Origin of the sequence: Methylobacterium ajmalii, from assembly GCF_016613415.1 — a bacterium.
In the GTDB taxonomy this organism is placed as follows: Bacteria; Pseudomonadota; Alphaproteobacteria; order Rhizobiales; family Beijerinckiaceae; genus Methylobacterium; species Methylobacterium ajmalii.
The window spans coordinates 1-12,017 of record NZ_JACWCT010000062.1 but is presented as its reverse complement, the minus strand read 5'-3'; the positions used below and the strand labels follow the sequence as shown (position 1 = coordinate 12,017).

Annotated in this window: 12 protein-coding genes, 2 tRNA genes, 1 pseudogene and 1 CRISPR repeat array; of the genes and pseudogenes, 12 read left to right on the top strand and 3 right to left on the bottom strand. The window is 72.6% G+C overall.

Translation table 11 applies throughout. From position 1 onward, the window contains the following. Positions 1–143: 143 nt before the first annotated feature. From cas5c to cas2, 6 genes are all read left to right on the top strand, one after another. A complete protein-coding gene (gene cas5c, locus HPY23_RS11770; protein WP_289052626.1) occupies positions 144–818 on the top strand; it encodes a type I-C CRISPR-associated protein Cas5c in 675 nt (224 codons plus the stop codon). Continuing rightward, complete coding sequence (cas8c, locus tag HPY23_RS11765; RefSeq protein ID WP_200602074.1) at positions 815–2,641, top strand: type I-C CRISPR-associated protein Cas8c/Csd1; 1,827 nt, start codon at positions 815–817, stop codon at positions 2,639–2,641. Before cas5c ends, cas8c begins: the two co-directional genes overlap by 4 nt. After that, a complete protein-coding gene (gene cas7c / locus HPY23_RS11760) occupies positions 2,631–3,566 on the top strand; it encodes a type I-C CRISPR-associated protein Cas7/Csd2 (protein ID WP_091888892.1) in 936 nt (311 codons plus the stop codon). The genes cas8c and cas7c overlap by 11 nt, the downstream gene beginning before the upstream one ends. Positions 3,567–3,601: 35 nt before the next feature. Continuing rightward, complete coding sequence (locus HPY23_RS33020; protein WP_244537641.1) at positions 3,602–3,772, top strand: CRISPR-associated endonuclease Cas1; 171 nt, start codon at positions 3,602–3,604, stop codon at positions 3,770–3,772. A gap of 260 nt (positions 3,773–4,032) precedes the next feature. Next, positions 4,033–4,347, top strand: coding sequence for a CRISPR-associated endonuclease Cas1 (locus tag HPY23_RS11750; RefSeq protein WP_329618776.1), 315 nt, complete (start codon positions 4,033–4,035; stop codon positions 4,345–4,347). 9 nt (positions 4,348–4,356) lie between these two features. Then, complete coding sequence (cas2, locus tag HPY23_RS11745) at positions 4,357–4,647, top strand: CRISPR-associated endonuclease Cas2 (protein ID WP_060847372.1); 291 nt, start codon at positions 4,357–4,359, stop codon at positions 4,645–4,647. 186 nt (positions 4,648–4,833) lie between these two features. Continuing rightward, positions 4,834–5,126: direct repeats of the CRISPR family, unit length 31 nt; unit sequence GTCGCCCCCTCACGGGGGCGCGGATCGAAAC. Positions 5,127–5,183: 57 nt separating this feature from the next. On the opposite strand, the gene HPY23_RS34050 is transcribed toward cas2, so the two are convergent. After that, positions 5,184–7,472 (bottom strand): CRISPR-associated endonuclease Cas3'', encoded by a 2,289-nt coding sequence (locus tag HPY23_RS34050; RefSeq protein WP_413231097.1) that lies wholly within the window; start codon positions 7,470–7,472, stop codon positions 5,184–5,186. Between the two features lie 258 nt (positions 7,473–7,730). Between HPY23_RS34050 and HPY23_RS11730 the strand changes: the two genes are divergently transcribed. Further along, a tRNA-Arg gene (locus HPY23_RS11730) sits at positions 7,731–7,807 on the top strand. Between the two features lie 195 nt (positions 7,808–8,002). Further along, positions 8,003–8,288: pseudogene (locus HPY23_RS33015) on the top strand (transposase); the annotation flags it as partial. A gap of 430 nt (positions 8,289–8,718) precedes the next feature. On the opposite strand, the gene HPY23_RS11715 reads toward HPY23_RS33015, so the two are convergent. Further along, a tRNA-Thr gene (locus HPY23_RS11715) sits at positions 8,719–8,794 on the bottom strand. Positions 8,795–9,030: 236 nt separating this feature from the next. Between HPY23_RS11715 and HPY23_RS11710 the strand changes: the two genes are divergently transcribed. From HPY23_RS11710 to HPY23_RS11695, 4 genes are read left to right on the top strand one after another with little or no spacing between them, the layout of a single operon-like run. Then, on the top strand, positions 9,031–9,513 hold the full coding sequence (locus HPY23_RS11710) for a tellurite resistance TerB family protein (RefSeq protein WP_060847373.1): 483 nt from the start codon (positions 9,031–9,033) through the stop codon (positions 9,511–9,513). Next, a complete protein-coding gene (locus tag HPY23_RS11705) occupies positions 9,513–10,262 on the top strand; it encodes a glutamine amidotransferase (RefSeq protein WP_091888890.1) in 750 nt (249 codons plus the stop codon). The genes HPY23_RS11710 and HPY23_RS11705 overlap by 1 nt, the downstream gene beginning before the upstream one ends. Beyond that, on the top strand, positions 10,259–10,630 hold the full coding sequence (locus HPY23_RS11700; protein ID WP_091888888.1) for a CidA/LrgA family protein: 372 nt from the start codon (positions 10,259–10,261) through the stop codon (positions 10,628–10,630). Before HPY23_RS11705 ends, HPY23_RS11700 begins: the two co-directional genes overlap by 4 nt. Next, positions 10,627–11,343 (top strand): LrgB family protein, encoded by a 717-nt coding sequence (locus HPY23_RS11695; RefSeq protein WP_091888886.1) that lies wholly within the window; start codon positions 10,627–10,629, stop codon positions 11,341–11,343. Before HPY23_RS11700 ends, HPY23_RS11695 begins: the two co-directional genes overlap by 4 nt. A gap of 150 nt (positions 11,344–11,493) precedes the next feature. Here HPY23_RS11695 and HPY23_RS11690 read toward each other — a convergent pair. After that, the coding region (locus HPY23_RS11690) for a glutamate ligase domain-containing protein (RefSeq protein ID WP_420891335.1) at positions 11,494–12,017 on the bottom strand (524 nt) is incomplete at its 5' end.

Here is a 12,017-nt window from a genome sequence, read left to right as displayed (position 1 = left end):
CGGTTACAAGAATTGCCCGCGATGGCGTTCGGCGAAAAGCGGATGTCGCCGTCCGATCGACTCCACCTGAAAGTCATCGTGTCCCGGGAGATCGGGCACGAGTCGCAATCGAAATACACTGTCAGGATCATCGGAGGCCGCCGGTGGGATACGGCATCAAGCTTCACGTCTGGGGCGACCGGGCGTGCTTCACGCGACCCGAGATGAAGGTGGAGCGCGTCTCCTACGACGTCATGACGCCGTCGGCCGCCCGCGGCATCCTCGAGGCTGTTCTGTGGAAGCCGCAGATGCGCTGGGTCGTCGACCGGATCCACGTCCTCCGGCCGATCCGCTTCCAGTCGCTGCGGCGCAACGAGGTCGAGGACAAGGTGTCGTCGGCCCTCGCCGAGCGCGCCATGCAGGCGGGCTCGACGGCGGGGCTCGGCCTCGTCCTCGAGGAGAAGCGCCAGCAGCGGGCCGCGACCCTGCTCACGGACGTCGCCTACGTCATCGAGGCGCGTTTCGCCCTCACCGACAAGGCCGGCCGCGACGACACGCCGGCCAAGTACCTGAGCATGTTCAACCGCCGCGCGGCGGCGGGCCAGTGCTTCCACCGGCCCTGCCTCGGCACGCGCGAGTTCCCGGCCGACTTCGCCCTCCTCGCCGTGGCCGATCCCCTGCCGGAGAGCACGCTGCCCGCCGACCAGCGCGAGCGCGACCTCGGCTGGATGCTGCACGACATCGTCGGGCCGGAGCGGGCGTCGCGGTTCTTCCGCGCCCGCCTCGCGGACGGCGTGCTCGACGTGCGGGCCTGCCTCGCCGAGGGGACGGCGACGTGACGATTCTGCAGGCCCTCGACCGCTACTACGACCGCATGGCGGCGCGGGGCGAGGCGGAGGCGCCGGGCTTCTCCCGCGAGAAGATCGGGTTCTGCCTCCGGCTCGCGCCGGACGGCGCCGTCGTCGAGGTGCGGGACCTGCACGAGACCGCAGGCCGCAAGCGCCAGCCCCGCCTCGTCGACGTGCCGGCCGCGGTGAAGCGCACCGCCGGCATCCTGCCGAACCGGCTGTGGGACAAGACCGCCTACGTCCTCGGCCGCACCGCCGGCCCGGGCCGCCGCACGGCCGAGGAGCACGCCGCCTTCAAGGCGCTGCACCGCGACCTGTTGGCGGGAACCGACGATCCGGGCCTCCTGGCCCTCGCCCGCTTTCTCGAATCCTGGAATCCGGCGGCGTTCGACGCCGCGCCGTTCGCGCCCGAGATGCTGGACGCCAACCTGGTGTTCGAGCTCGCTGGCGAGCACGCCTACCTCCACGAGCGGCCCGCGGCCCGGCGCCTCCTGGCGGGCGGCCCCTCCGCGGAGGCGGCCGGTCAGGTCTGCCTCGTCACCGGCCGGCCCGCCGCCCCGTTGCGGCTCCATCCGACGATCAAGGGCGTGGAGGGCGCGCAATCCTCCGGGGCCGCGCTCGTCTCCTTCAACAAGGACGCCTTCACGTCCTACGGCAAGGTGCAGGGCGACAACGCACCGGTCTCGGCGGAGGCGGGCTTCCGCTACGGCGCGGCCCTCAACCGGATGCTCGACCGCGCCAGCCGCAACCGCCTGCGCCGGCCGCTCGGCGACGCCACGGTGGCGTTCTGGGCCGACACCTCGGCCACGGTCGGCGAGGACGCGGCCAGGGCGGCGGAGGACACCTTCGCGTCCTGGTTCGATCCCGCCCCGGGCCCGGCCCCCGACCGGGACGCCGCCGAGGCCGCGCTGATCCGCGACGCCCTCGCGGCGCTCGCCGCGGGCCGCCCGGTCGAGGCGGTGGCGCCGAAGGTCTCGCCCGGCACCCGCTTCCACGTCCTGGGGCTCGCGCCCAACGCCGCGCGCCTCTCGGTGCGGTTCTGGCTCGAGGATTCCTTCGAGGCCTTCGCGCGGCGCCTGGCGCAGCACCACGCCGACCTCGCCCTCGCGCCCCGGCCCCGCGGCTGGGGCGGATCGCCCGCCATCGGGCGCCTGCTCGTCAAGACGACGGCGCTGCAGGAGAAGTTCGACAACATCCCGCCCCTGCTCGCCGGCGAGGTCGCCCGGGCGGTGCTCGCCGGCACGCGCTACCCGCGCAGCTGGCTCGCCGCCGCCCTGGTGCGGCTGCGGGCGGGCGACGACCCGGCGACCGGCTGGCACGCCGCCGCCATCCGCGCCTGCCTGACGCGCGACCTGCGCCTCAACGGTGACCGAGGAGAGATTCCGGTGAGCCTCGACAAGGACGATCCCAGCCCCGCCTACCAGCTCGGGCGCCTGTTCGCGGCGCTCGAGGCCGCGCAGCGCCTCGCCCTCGGCCGAGGGATCAACGCCACCATCCGCGACCGCTACTTCGGGGCGGCCTCGGCGACGCCGGCGGGCGTCTTCCCGCTGCTCCTGCGCGGCGCGCAGAACCATGTCGGGCGCCTGCGCAAGGACGGCAAGGATTACTGGATCGAGCGCGAGATCGGCGAGATCGTCGAGCGGCTGCCCTCGGCGCTGCCCCGCGTGCTCCGCCTCGAGGCCCAGGGGCGCTTCGCCATCGGCTACTACCACCAGCGCCAGGCGCAGTTCGCCGGCCGGCCGGCCCTCGCGGCCGCGGTCGAGGCCGAGACCACCCAGGACAGCCGGAGCGAGGACAGCCAGGATGACGTCTGAGGTCGCCGGCGTGACCCGCCGCCACGAGTTCGTGTTGTTCTTCGACGTGCAGAACGGCAACCCGAACGGGGATCCGGATGCCGGCAACCTGCCCCGGCTCGACCCCGAGACCAACCAGGGCCTCGTCTCCGACGTCGCCCTCAAGCGCAAGATCCGCAACTACGTCGCGCTCGCCCGCCCCGAGGCGCCGGGCCACGAGATCTACATGCGCGACGGCGCCACCCTGAACGCCGAGCACCGGCGGGCCTGGGCCGCCGTGATGCCGGAGGCCAAGCCGGAGGACCAGAAGAAGCTGCCGAAGGAGGCCAAGGCGCGGGAGCTGACGCGCTGGATGTGCGCCAATTTCTGGGACATCCGCACCTTCGGGGCGGTGATGACCACCGGCGTCAATGCCGGCCAGGTGCGCGGCCCGGTCCAGCTCGCCTTCGCGCGCTCGGTCGAGCCGGTCCTGCCGCTCGAGATCGCCATCACCCGGCTCGCCGCCACCACGGAGGCCGACGCCGAGGCCAAGGGCGGGCGCACCATGGGCCGCAAGCACATCGTGCCCTACGGCCTCTACCGCGCCCACGGCTTCGTCTCGGCGCCGCTCGCCTCGCATCCGGTGAAGGGCACGGGCTTCTCGGACGACGACCTCGCATTGCTGTTCGAGGCGCTCGGGCAGATGTTCGACCACGACCGCTCCGCCGCCCGCGGCGAGATGGCGACCCGCAAGCTCGTGATCTTCCGTCACGCCACGGCGCTCGGCAACGCGCCGGCCCACGCGCTGTTCGACCGGGTGCGAACCCTGCGGGTGCACAAGGGCGAGGCGCACGAGATCGGCGCCGACGCCACCGACAACTGGCCCCCGGCCCGCAGCTTCGCGGATTACCGCGTCACGGTGGACCGGGACCGGCTGCCGGAGGGGGTCGAGGTGATCGAGCGGTAGCGGGTGGCCCCGGGATCGCCCGGCGCGCGCCGAGCGTGGACGACGTCGCGGGGCTGCGCGGCCATGAGTGCCGGTCGGCCCTGGAGGCGCACGGGCTCGACCCGCAGGTCGGCTTCCTGCACACCGACCGCCCGGGCCGCGCTAAGCAGACTTGCGTCGGCAGGGCATACGATACACGACACGGGCGTGAAGCTTTTTGGCATTAAGGCTTTCCAACCCGCAACCTCATCCTGAGGTGCGAACGCAGTGAGCCTCGAAGGAGGGGTCCAGTGATCTCGGAGGCATCTGGAGCCCTCCTTCGAGGCTCACTGCGTTCGCACCTCAGGATGAGGTTGCGAGTGGGATAGGCAATCATCTTGGGTTCACGTCACTGTCGTGTGCCGTGGGCAGGTCAACGCTTCGCCCGCTTAGCTTCTTGTTCTGCCGCAGATTTTTGCCGCCGAACCGGTGTCCAATTCGGTGAAATCTGCTTAGACTCGCCCTCGACCTGATGGAGGAGCTGCGCCCCGGCCTGGCCGACCGGCTCGCCCTCAGCCTCGTCAACCGGCGCCAGCTCGGCGCCGAGGATTTTGCCGTCGAGGAGACCGGCGGCGTGCGGCTCACCGAGGCCGGCCGCAAGCGGGTCCTGGTGGCCTGGCAGGAGCGCAAGCGCGAGGAGCTGCGCCACCCGTTCCTCGACGAGACGATGCCGCTCGGCCTCGTCTGCCATGCCCAGGCGCAGATGCTCGCCCGCCACCTGCGCGGCGACCTCGACGGCGACCCCGCCTTCGTCTGGAAGTGAGGCGGCGCCATGCTGATGCTCGTGGCCTACGATGTGAGCACCGAATCCGCCGCGGGACGCCGGCGCCTGCGCCGCGTCGCCCGTGCCTGCCTCGATGACGGCCAGCGGGTGCAGAACTCGGTCTTCGAGTGCGAGGTCGAGCCGGCCCAGTGGACCGCTCTGCGCGCCCGCCTCGTCGCCGAGATCGATCCGGCGCAGGATTCGCTCCGGTTCTACCGGCTGGGCGCCCAGGCCCGCGGCCGGATCGAGCATGTCGGCGCCAAGCCGATCCTCGACCTCGAGGGACCGCTGCTCTTCTGAGCGGCCTGCGCGAACCCCGAGCGGACAGCCCCCGCCCGGAGGATTCGCGCAGCGGTGATCCCGTTGCGGCCACACGCCTTTTCCACCCGCTTCGCCCCTGCCGCAACTCGGGCCGCCCCCCGCCGGGGGAGGTTCGCGCGCAGGCGCGATATTTCGTTTTCAGCGCAAATGGTTACTGTGGTGGCCGTCGCCCCCTCACGGGGGCGCGGATCGAAACCCACATCAGCACGGCTGGCCGGGGTGAGGGGGCTGGTCGCCCCCTTACGGGGGCGCGGATCGAAACGTCAGCTCTCGACATGGGATGTCTCCTTGGGTGGGGTCGCCCCCTCACGGGGGCGCGGATCGAAACTTGGGGCGGTGCTTGGCGCTCTCCATGCCGAGGAGTCGCCCCCTCACGGGGGCGCGGATCGAAACATCACCCAGGAGGTCGAGCATGGCCGGTGATCGTGTCGCCCCCTCAAGGGGGCGCGGATCGAAACGTCGTATTCCTCCATCACCGGCGCGTCGTGGGTAGGTCGCCCCCTCACGGGCGCGCGTCACGCGATGATGTTGTCCTCCGGGGCGCGGTAGGCGTCGTCCTCCAGGCGCAGGCCGGTCCGGGGATCGTAGAACGCCATGTCGTCGAGGCGCAGCAGGGCGCCTTCGAGCAGGGGGTGGACGGGCCGCAGGCGCCCGAGCGCCAGCCAGCGGGCGCGCAGGGCCGGGGGAACCGGCACGACGTAGGCCTGGAGGCGGCGCAGGTCGTCGCCGAGGGGGCGGTCCATGGCGGCGATCCGCGCGAGCAGCGTCTCCGCCCGGTCGTCGTCGGGGGCGGCGCGCCAGGGCACGATGACCGGCTCCATCGCCTCGTCGATGAGGCGGAACGCCCGGGCAATGCGGGCGAAGGGGAAGGCCTGCGTCGTCGCCCGCTCGGCGAGGGCGGGCAGGATCGGCCAGGTCTCCCCGTCGAGCCGCGGCGCGTCGAGGGCGTGCTCGCCCCGGCGCCAGTAGACCTCCTGGAAATACGCCCGGATGGCGTCCGGGGCGAGCGGGTCGTCCCGCGTCCGCAGGACCTCCTCGGCGGCGCGCCGGGCCGTCTCGAGGGCGCGGGGCGGCGGTGCGTCGGCCGGATCGAACACCACCACGCGCCCGGGTTCCGGGAGGGCGCCCTCGCGGTTGCACCGCCCGGCCGACTGGGCCACCGCGTCGAGCCCGGTCGCGGCGCGCCAGACCTCCGGCAGGTCGATGTCGACGCCCGCCTCGATCAGCGAGGTGCTGACGATCCGCACCGGCGCCTCGCCGCGCAGGGTGGTGCGGGCGGCGTCGAGCACGGCCCGGCGGTGGCGCGGGCACATCAGGGTGCTGAGGTGGACGGCGCCCGGCAGGGGCGCGATCCGGTCGAACAGGGCCTTGGCGTGGCGGCGGCTGTTGACGATGCAGAGCATCCGCGGCGCCGCGGCGAAGCGGCGCGCCACCGTCTCGTCCGGGGTCGCGCCGGGGATGCGCTCCACGGCGACGCGCCGCAGGGTGCGGGCGAGCCGGGGCGGATCGGGGGCGAGCTCGCGGGTATCGTCGATCGGCAGCCCGGCCGCGAAGCCGTCGATCCGGCGCAAAGCCGGCTGCGTCGCCGTGCAGAGCACGACGCTGGCGCCGTAGTTGCGGGCCAGTTCCTCGATCGCGGCGAGGCACGGCTTGAGCAGGGGGAGCGGCATCGCCTGCGCCTCGTCGAGGACGATGACGCTGCCGGCGAGGTTGTGCAGCTTGCGGCAGCGCGCGGTGCGGTTGGCGTACAGGCTCTCGAACAGCTGCACCGCCGTGGTGACGACGACCGGCGCGTCCCAGTTCTCGGCGGCGCGGCGCAATCGGGAGACCGGATCGAGGCCGGTCCCGTCGTCCCGGGTGCCGTCGTCCCGGGACCGGGCCGCGGCCGCCTGCCAGTCGAAGGTGGCGTGGTGCTCGAGGATGCCCGCCTCCTCGCCCAGCGCGGTGCGGAACACCGCGGCGGTCTGCTCGATGATCGCGGTGAACGGCGCCACGTGGACGACCCGGCGCAGGCCGTGCCGCGCGGCGTGGTCGAGGGCGAAGGTGAGCGAGGCCAGCGTCTTGCCCCCTCCCGTCGGCACCGTCAGGGTGAAGAGCCCCGGGTTCAGGGCCGCCCGCTCGCGCACGGAAGCCAGCACCTCGGCCCGCACCGCGTTGACCCGGCTCGGCGGCGCCGTCGCCGACACCGCGTCCATGTGGGCGCGCAGCCGCGCCTGCAGGGTGGCGATCCCGGGATGGCCGCCGCGAGGGACCGGTCGCGCGCCGGCGTAGAAGCGCTCGGTCTCCAGGAAGTCGGCGTCGACCAGGCAGGAGAAGAGCATCCGGATGAGGAATGCGTCGGTGAAGCCCTGCGGCCCGCTGCGGGCGAAGCGCCGCGTCGGCGCCAGCCGGGCCATCGGCGGGAGCGCCGCGGCGTGGCTCTGCCAGCCGTCGAAGGCCGGGATCTCGGTCTGGCGCGGATCGAGCCGGCGGTCGATCCCGTCGCCGTCGTCGAGGCCGGCATGATGACCGGCGACGAGGGTGGCGAGGATCCGCCCGACCGGGTGAGGGTAGTCGGCCGCGGCGACGCGGGCGCCCGCCGTCGAGTGGTCGCAGCTCGGCGCCCGCCCGTGCAGATAGGCCTGGAACGCCTCCGAGGCCTTGCCGATATCGTGGAGCGTGCCGGCGAGCCGCGCCAGTTCGCCCCAGCCGAAGACCCCGGCGAGGCGCGCCGCCGTGTCGCCCACCCGGGCGAGATGATCCGCCAGGGGCTCCCATTGCACGGTCGGCCGGCCCGGCACCGAGTGAGCGTAGATCCCCGTCATGCCCGATCCTCCCGGCGCATGTCCGCCGCGACGGCGAGGCCAGACCAGCACGGGCGCCGCCGGCGCGCCAGCGGCACCGCACGCCGTCCACGCCGCCGGCCCTTCCCGGCTCAGCCCCGTCTCCCCCGGCGCATCCGACACGCTTCGACCGTGCGCCCACCGCCGCCGAGGCCCGCGCCCGGATCCCGTCGAGCGGAGGCGCGATCCCTTTCCCTGTTGCGCTCCGGGTCGGGTCGGGCTACAGAGGCTTCGCGGTCAGCACCCGTAGCTCAGCTGGATAGAGCGTTGCCCTCCGAAGGCAAAGGTCACACGTTCGAATCGTGTCGGGTGCGCCACTATTTTTTGATGTTTAGCGTGAAGCTGTTCTTGCTAAATAAAAACACCCAGAAACGTATTTTGACTTGACGTTTCTGAGCTTTTGTAGGGACCGATAAGCCTTGCACTGCATATTTTCGCAGCGCGCCTGTCACTTCATAAACGTTATCGGCCGATATAACGATCAAGTCGGCGACCTGCCCCCGCTGTAGATCGCCTTCGCGCACGAGGATGCCGAGGCGGAGGCTAATCAACGTCGGCCCAAGGTTGCCAGGCGGATCGTTTTGATGGACACGGCTGTGACCGACGTCCTGCCCTGCATGGGCTTCCCCGGCTGCCCATTGCGCCGAGCTGTACTCGACCAACCCGTTGGAGCGCCTCAACGGCGAGACCAAGCGGCGCATCGAGGTCGTCGGCATTCTCCCCCCACACGAGCCTGTGATCCGTAGACTCATCGGTACGATGCTGCCCGAGCAGAACGATGAGCGGGTCGTGCAACGCTGCGACGGCGCTTGTGGACATCGGCGCCCGACGCGGCCACATCATCATCGGCCTTTTCTGAAATCTGGTTGATGAGATCCTTGCCGAGAGGGTGGCGGCAGCCCGCATCGCGGGCGGATCGTGGAAGCCGCAATAGGTGTAGCGAGAACAATCGCCGCCAGGGCTCATGGCGAGCCTGCCGACGGCGTTTGAGCCTTTTTGGTTAGTCTACGCCTGCCCGAACGGCTGCTGGTCAATCCGTAATCGGTTTGATTTGCGGGCGCGCGCGAACCACCCATTCCGGTCCGCCGCAGATTCGTCAGATCAGGCGCAGAATGCGTCTGCTATGTCGAAAAAGTGCAAGGCAGCACTGCTCCAGCCCCTGTTCGCCACCGGAGAAAAATCCGTAATGCACTAGGCGCTAGGCCACGAGCCAACTGCTCGAAAATAATGGTGCCGCAAGAGGGATTCGAACCCCCGACCCCCTCATTACGAATGAGGTGCTCTACCAGCTGAGCTATTGCGGCGCCGACCGGGCCGGCGATGCGGCGTTCGGTGGCGCTCTCATAGCCGGGGGCGGTCGGGTTGGCAAGGCGGGTCGAGACGGTGCCGGCGCCTGCGGCCGCGGGGTGGTTTCCGGGCGACACCGGGGCGGACTTGCTGCCCGTGCAGGGCTTCGGGGCGGTGCCGGCAGGGAACGGCGCTTGACGCTGGGCCGCCGAATCCGGACGATGGGACGAGCCGGAAAAACCCAATCCTCCCAATGCCTCTGATCGCCCGCCTTCGCGCCTATGCCGCCGAGATGTTCGGCGCGCCCGCCCTGCCGCTCGATGCCGAGGCCGAGCAGCACCTCGCCGCCGCGGCGCTCCTCGTCCACGTCGCGCGGGTCGACGGGACGCTGGCGGCGGTCGAGCGCGACCGGCTGGCCCGTCTCCTAACCCACCGCTTCGCCCCGAACGAGGCGCAGGCGAAGGCCCTGATCGAGCGTGCCATCAGCTTCGACGACGAGACCCGCGATGTCGCCGAGCTCGTCGAGATGATCGGCCGCGACCTGCCGGAGGAGGAGCGGCGCGGGCTTCTCGGCCTCGCCTGGGCGGTCGCCGCCGCCGACGGGCAGGTTCACGAGTTCGAGGACGACCTCGTCTGGCGCGTCGGCCAGCTTCTCGGCTTCGACGACGCCGCGATCACCGCCACCCGGGCGGTCGCCCTGGCGGGACTGCCGGCCCAGCAGGTGCCGGCCCGGTGATGGCGAGTTCCGTCGCGACGCCGGAGGCTCCGCGCAAGCCGGTGCTGCTCATCCTCCACCAGGAGCAATCGACCCCCGGCCGCCTCGGCCGGCTGTTCCAGGAGCGCGGCCACCCCCTCGACATCCGCCGCCCGCGCTTCGGCGACCCGCTGCCCGAGACGCTGGCGCACCATGCCGGCGCGGTGATCTTCGGCGGGCCGATGAGCGCCAACGACGGCGACGACTTCGTGCGCCGCGAGATCGACTGGATCCGGGTGCCGCTGCGCGAGCAGCGCCCGTTCCTCGGGCTCTGCCTCGGCGCCCAGATGCTGGCGAAGTGCCTCGGCGCCCCGGTCCGCGCCCACCCGGAGGGCCGGGCCGAGATCGGCTACTATCCGCTGCTGCCGACCGAGGCCGGGCGGGACTTCGCCGGCGAGATCGGCCAGCCCTGGCCGTCCCACGTCTACCACTGGCACCGGGAGGGGTTCTCCTGCCCGGCCGGGGCCGACACGCTCGCCACCGGCGACGATTTTCCCACCCAGGCGATCCGGGTCGGGCCGGCGGCCTTCGGGCTCCAGTTCCACCCCGAGGTGACCCACGCCATGATCTGCCGCTGGACCGTGCGGGCCGCCGAGCGCCTGCGCCTGCCCGGCGCGCAGGACCGGGCGCGCCAGATCGAGGGCCGGTTCATGCATGACGGCCGCGTGGCCGCCTGGCTCGACGCCTTCCTCGATCACTGGCTTTCCGGCCCGTCCCGGGCGGCGGCATGATCCTCAGCCTCACCCTCCTGCTGCTCTGCCAGCTCGTCGGCGAGATCCTGGCCCGCGCGCTGGCGCTGCCGGTGCCGGGGCCGGTCGTCGGCATGGCGCTGCTCCTCGGGGTACTGGTCCTGCGCGACCGCCGCCCCGGAGGGCTGCCCGCCCCCCTCGTCGACGGCACGCTGGAGCGCACCGGCAAGGGGCTCCTCGCCCATCTCTCGCTGCTCTTCGTGCCGGCCGGCGCCGGCGTGATCGGCCGGCTCGACGTGCTCGCCGCCCACGGCCTCGCGCTCGCCGCCGCCCTGGTGGTCTCGACGGCGCTCGCCCTCGTCGCCACCGTGCTGACCTTCTCGTACGTCGCGAAGCGGACCGGGCGATGACCGGGGATTTCGCCCTCTGGGTCTTCCTGTCGCGCACGCCGCTGCTGTGGCTGACCGTGACGCTGACCGCCTACGTCGTCGCCGACCGGGTCTCCGCCGCCACCGGCCGCCATCCGCTGGCGAACCCGGTCCTGCACGCGATCTGGATGGTCGGCCTCGTGCTGATCGTCACCCGCACGCCCTACGCGGTGTATTTCGAGGGCGCGCAGTTCGTGCACTTCCTCCTCGGCCCCGCCACGGTGGCGCTGGCGATCCCGCTCTACGAGCACCGCAAGACCGTGACCCGGGTGCTGGTGCCGATGCTGGCCGCCCTCGTCGTCGGCTCCACGGTCGCGCTCGTCGCCGGCATCGGCACGGCGAAGCTGCTCGGCGTGCCCGATCCGATCCTGATCGCGCTGGCGCCCAAATCCGTCACCGCCAGCGTCGCCATGGGCATCACCTCGGCGCTCGGCGGCGACCCGACGCTGACCGCCGTCCTGGTGATCCTCACCGGCATCCTCGGCGCCATCCTGGTGACCCCGCTCCTCGACCGCCTCGGCGTCACCGACTACCGCGCCCGCGGCTTCGCCGCGGGGCTCGCCGCCCACGGCATCGGCACCGCCCGCGCCTTCCAGGTCAGCGAGGTCGCCGGCACCTTCGCGGGCATCGCCATGGGGCTCAACGCCTTCCTGACCGCCGTGCTGGTGCCGCTGGCGCTGGCGTTCCTGCGGTAGGCGCCAGAGCTTCCCTCATCGGGGGCGATGTGTGCCCGACAGCGGCCGGGGGCCTATGGCTCCGGTGGTCCGGTACATCCCGGTGCCGGCATCGCGTCCGTGATCGGGTGAGGCGACGATCCGCGCCGGCCGCTCCCGCCACGGCTCCGGTCAGGGGGACCGACACCGATCCCGACCCGGCGCCTCGGCCTTCGTCGCTCCCCGCAACGCCCCGACGAGGTGGAGCGAGCCGGTGACGAGCAGCCAGCCCCCGCGCGCCGCGGCGAGGTCCGCGGCGCGGGCGAGCGCCGCCTCCGGCGACGCCTCCGCCTCGGCGGCGATGCCTGCGCCGGTGGCCAGACGCCGCAGCGCTTCGGCGGCATGGCCGCGGCGCTCGGGCATCTCGGTGCAGACGATCGCCCCGGCGGACCCGGCCAGCACCGCGAGGAAACCCGCCGCATCCTTGTCCCCCGCCATCGCGACGAGCGCGCAGAACGGGCCGGGCAGGTCGCCGGCGCGGGCGAGGTCGCGCAGGACCGCCGCGAGGTTGAACGGGACGTGGGCGCCGTCGAGCACCACCGGCACCGGGCCGGCCGCGGTCGAGACCGTGCGCCGCTCGAGCCGCCCGGGCAGGCGGGCCACCGCCCGGGCGGCGCCGTCGAGGAGGGCGGCGCCCAGGGGGGTGCCGCCGGGTC

Coding starts and splice junctions, on each gene's coding strand:
- HPY23_RS11705 (WP_091888890.1), top strand. CDS start 9,513: ATGGCGAGTTCCGTCGCGACGCCGGAGGCTCCGCGCAAGCCGGTGCTG.
- cas2 (WP_060847372.1), top strand. CDS start 4,357: ATGCTGATGCTCGTGGCCTACGATGTGAGCACCGAATCCGCCGCGGGA.
- HPY23_RS11695 (WP_091888886.1), top strand. CDS start 10,627: ATGACCGGGGATTTCGCCCTCTGGGTCTTCCTGTCGCGCACGCCGCTG.
- cas7c (WP_091888892.1), top strand. CDS start 2,631: ATGACGTCTGAGGTCGCCGGCGTGACCCGCCGCCACGAGTTCGTGTTG.
- HPY23_RS11700 (WP_091888888.1), top strand. CDS start 10,259: ATGATCCTCAGCCTCACCCTCCTGCTGCTCTGCCAGCTCGTCGGCGAG.
- HPY23_RS34050 (WP_413231097.1), bottom strand. CDS start 7,472: ATGACGGGGATCTACGCTCACTCGGTGCCGGGCCGGCCGACCGTGCAA.
- HPY23_RS11710 (WP_060847373.1), top strand. CDS start 9,031: ATGCCTCTGATCGCCCGCCTTCGCGCCTATGCCGCCGAGATGTTCGGC.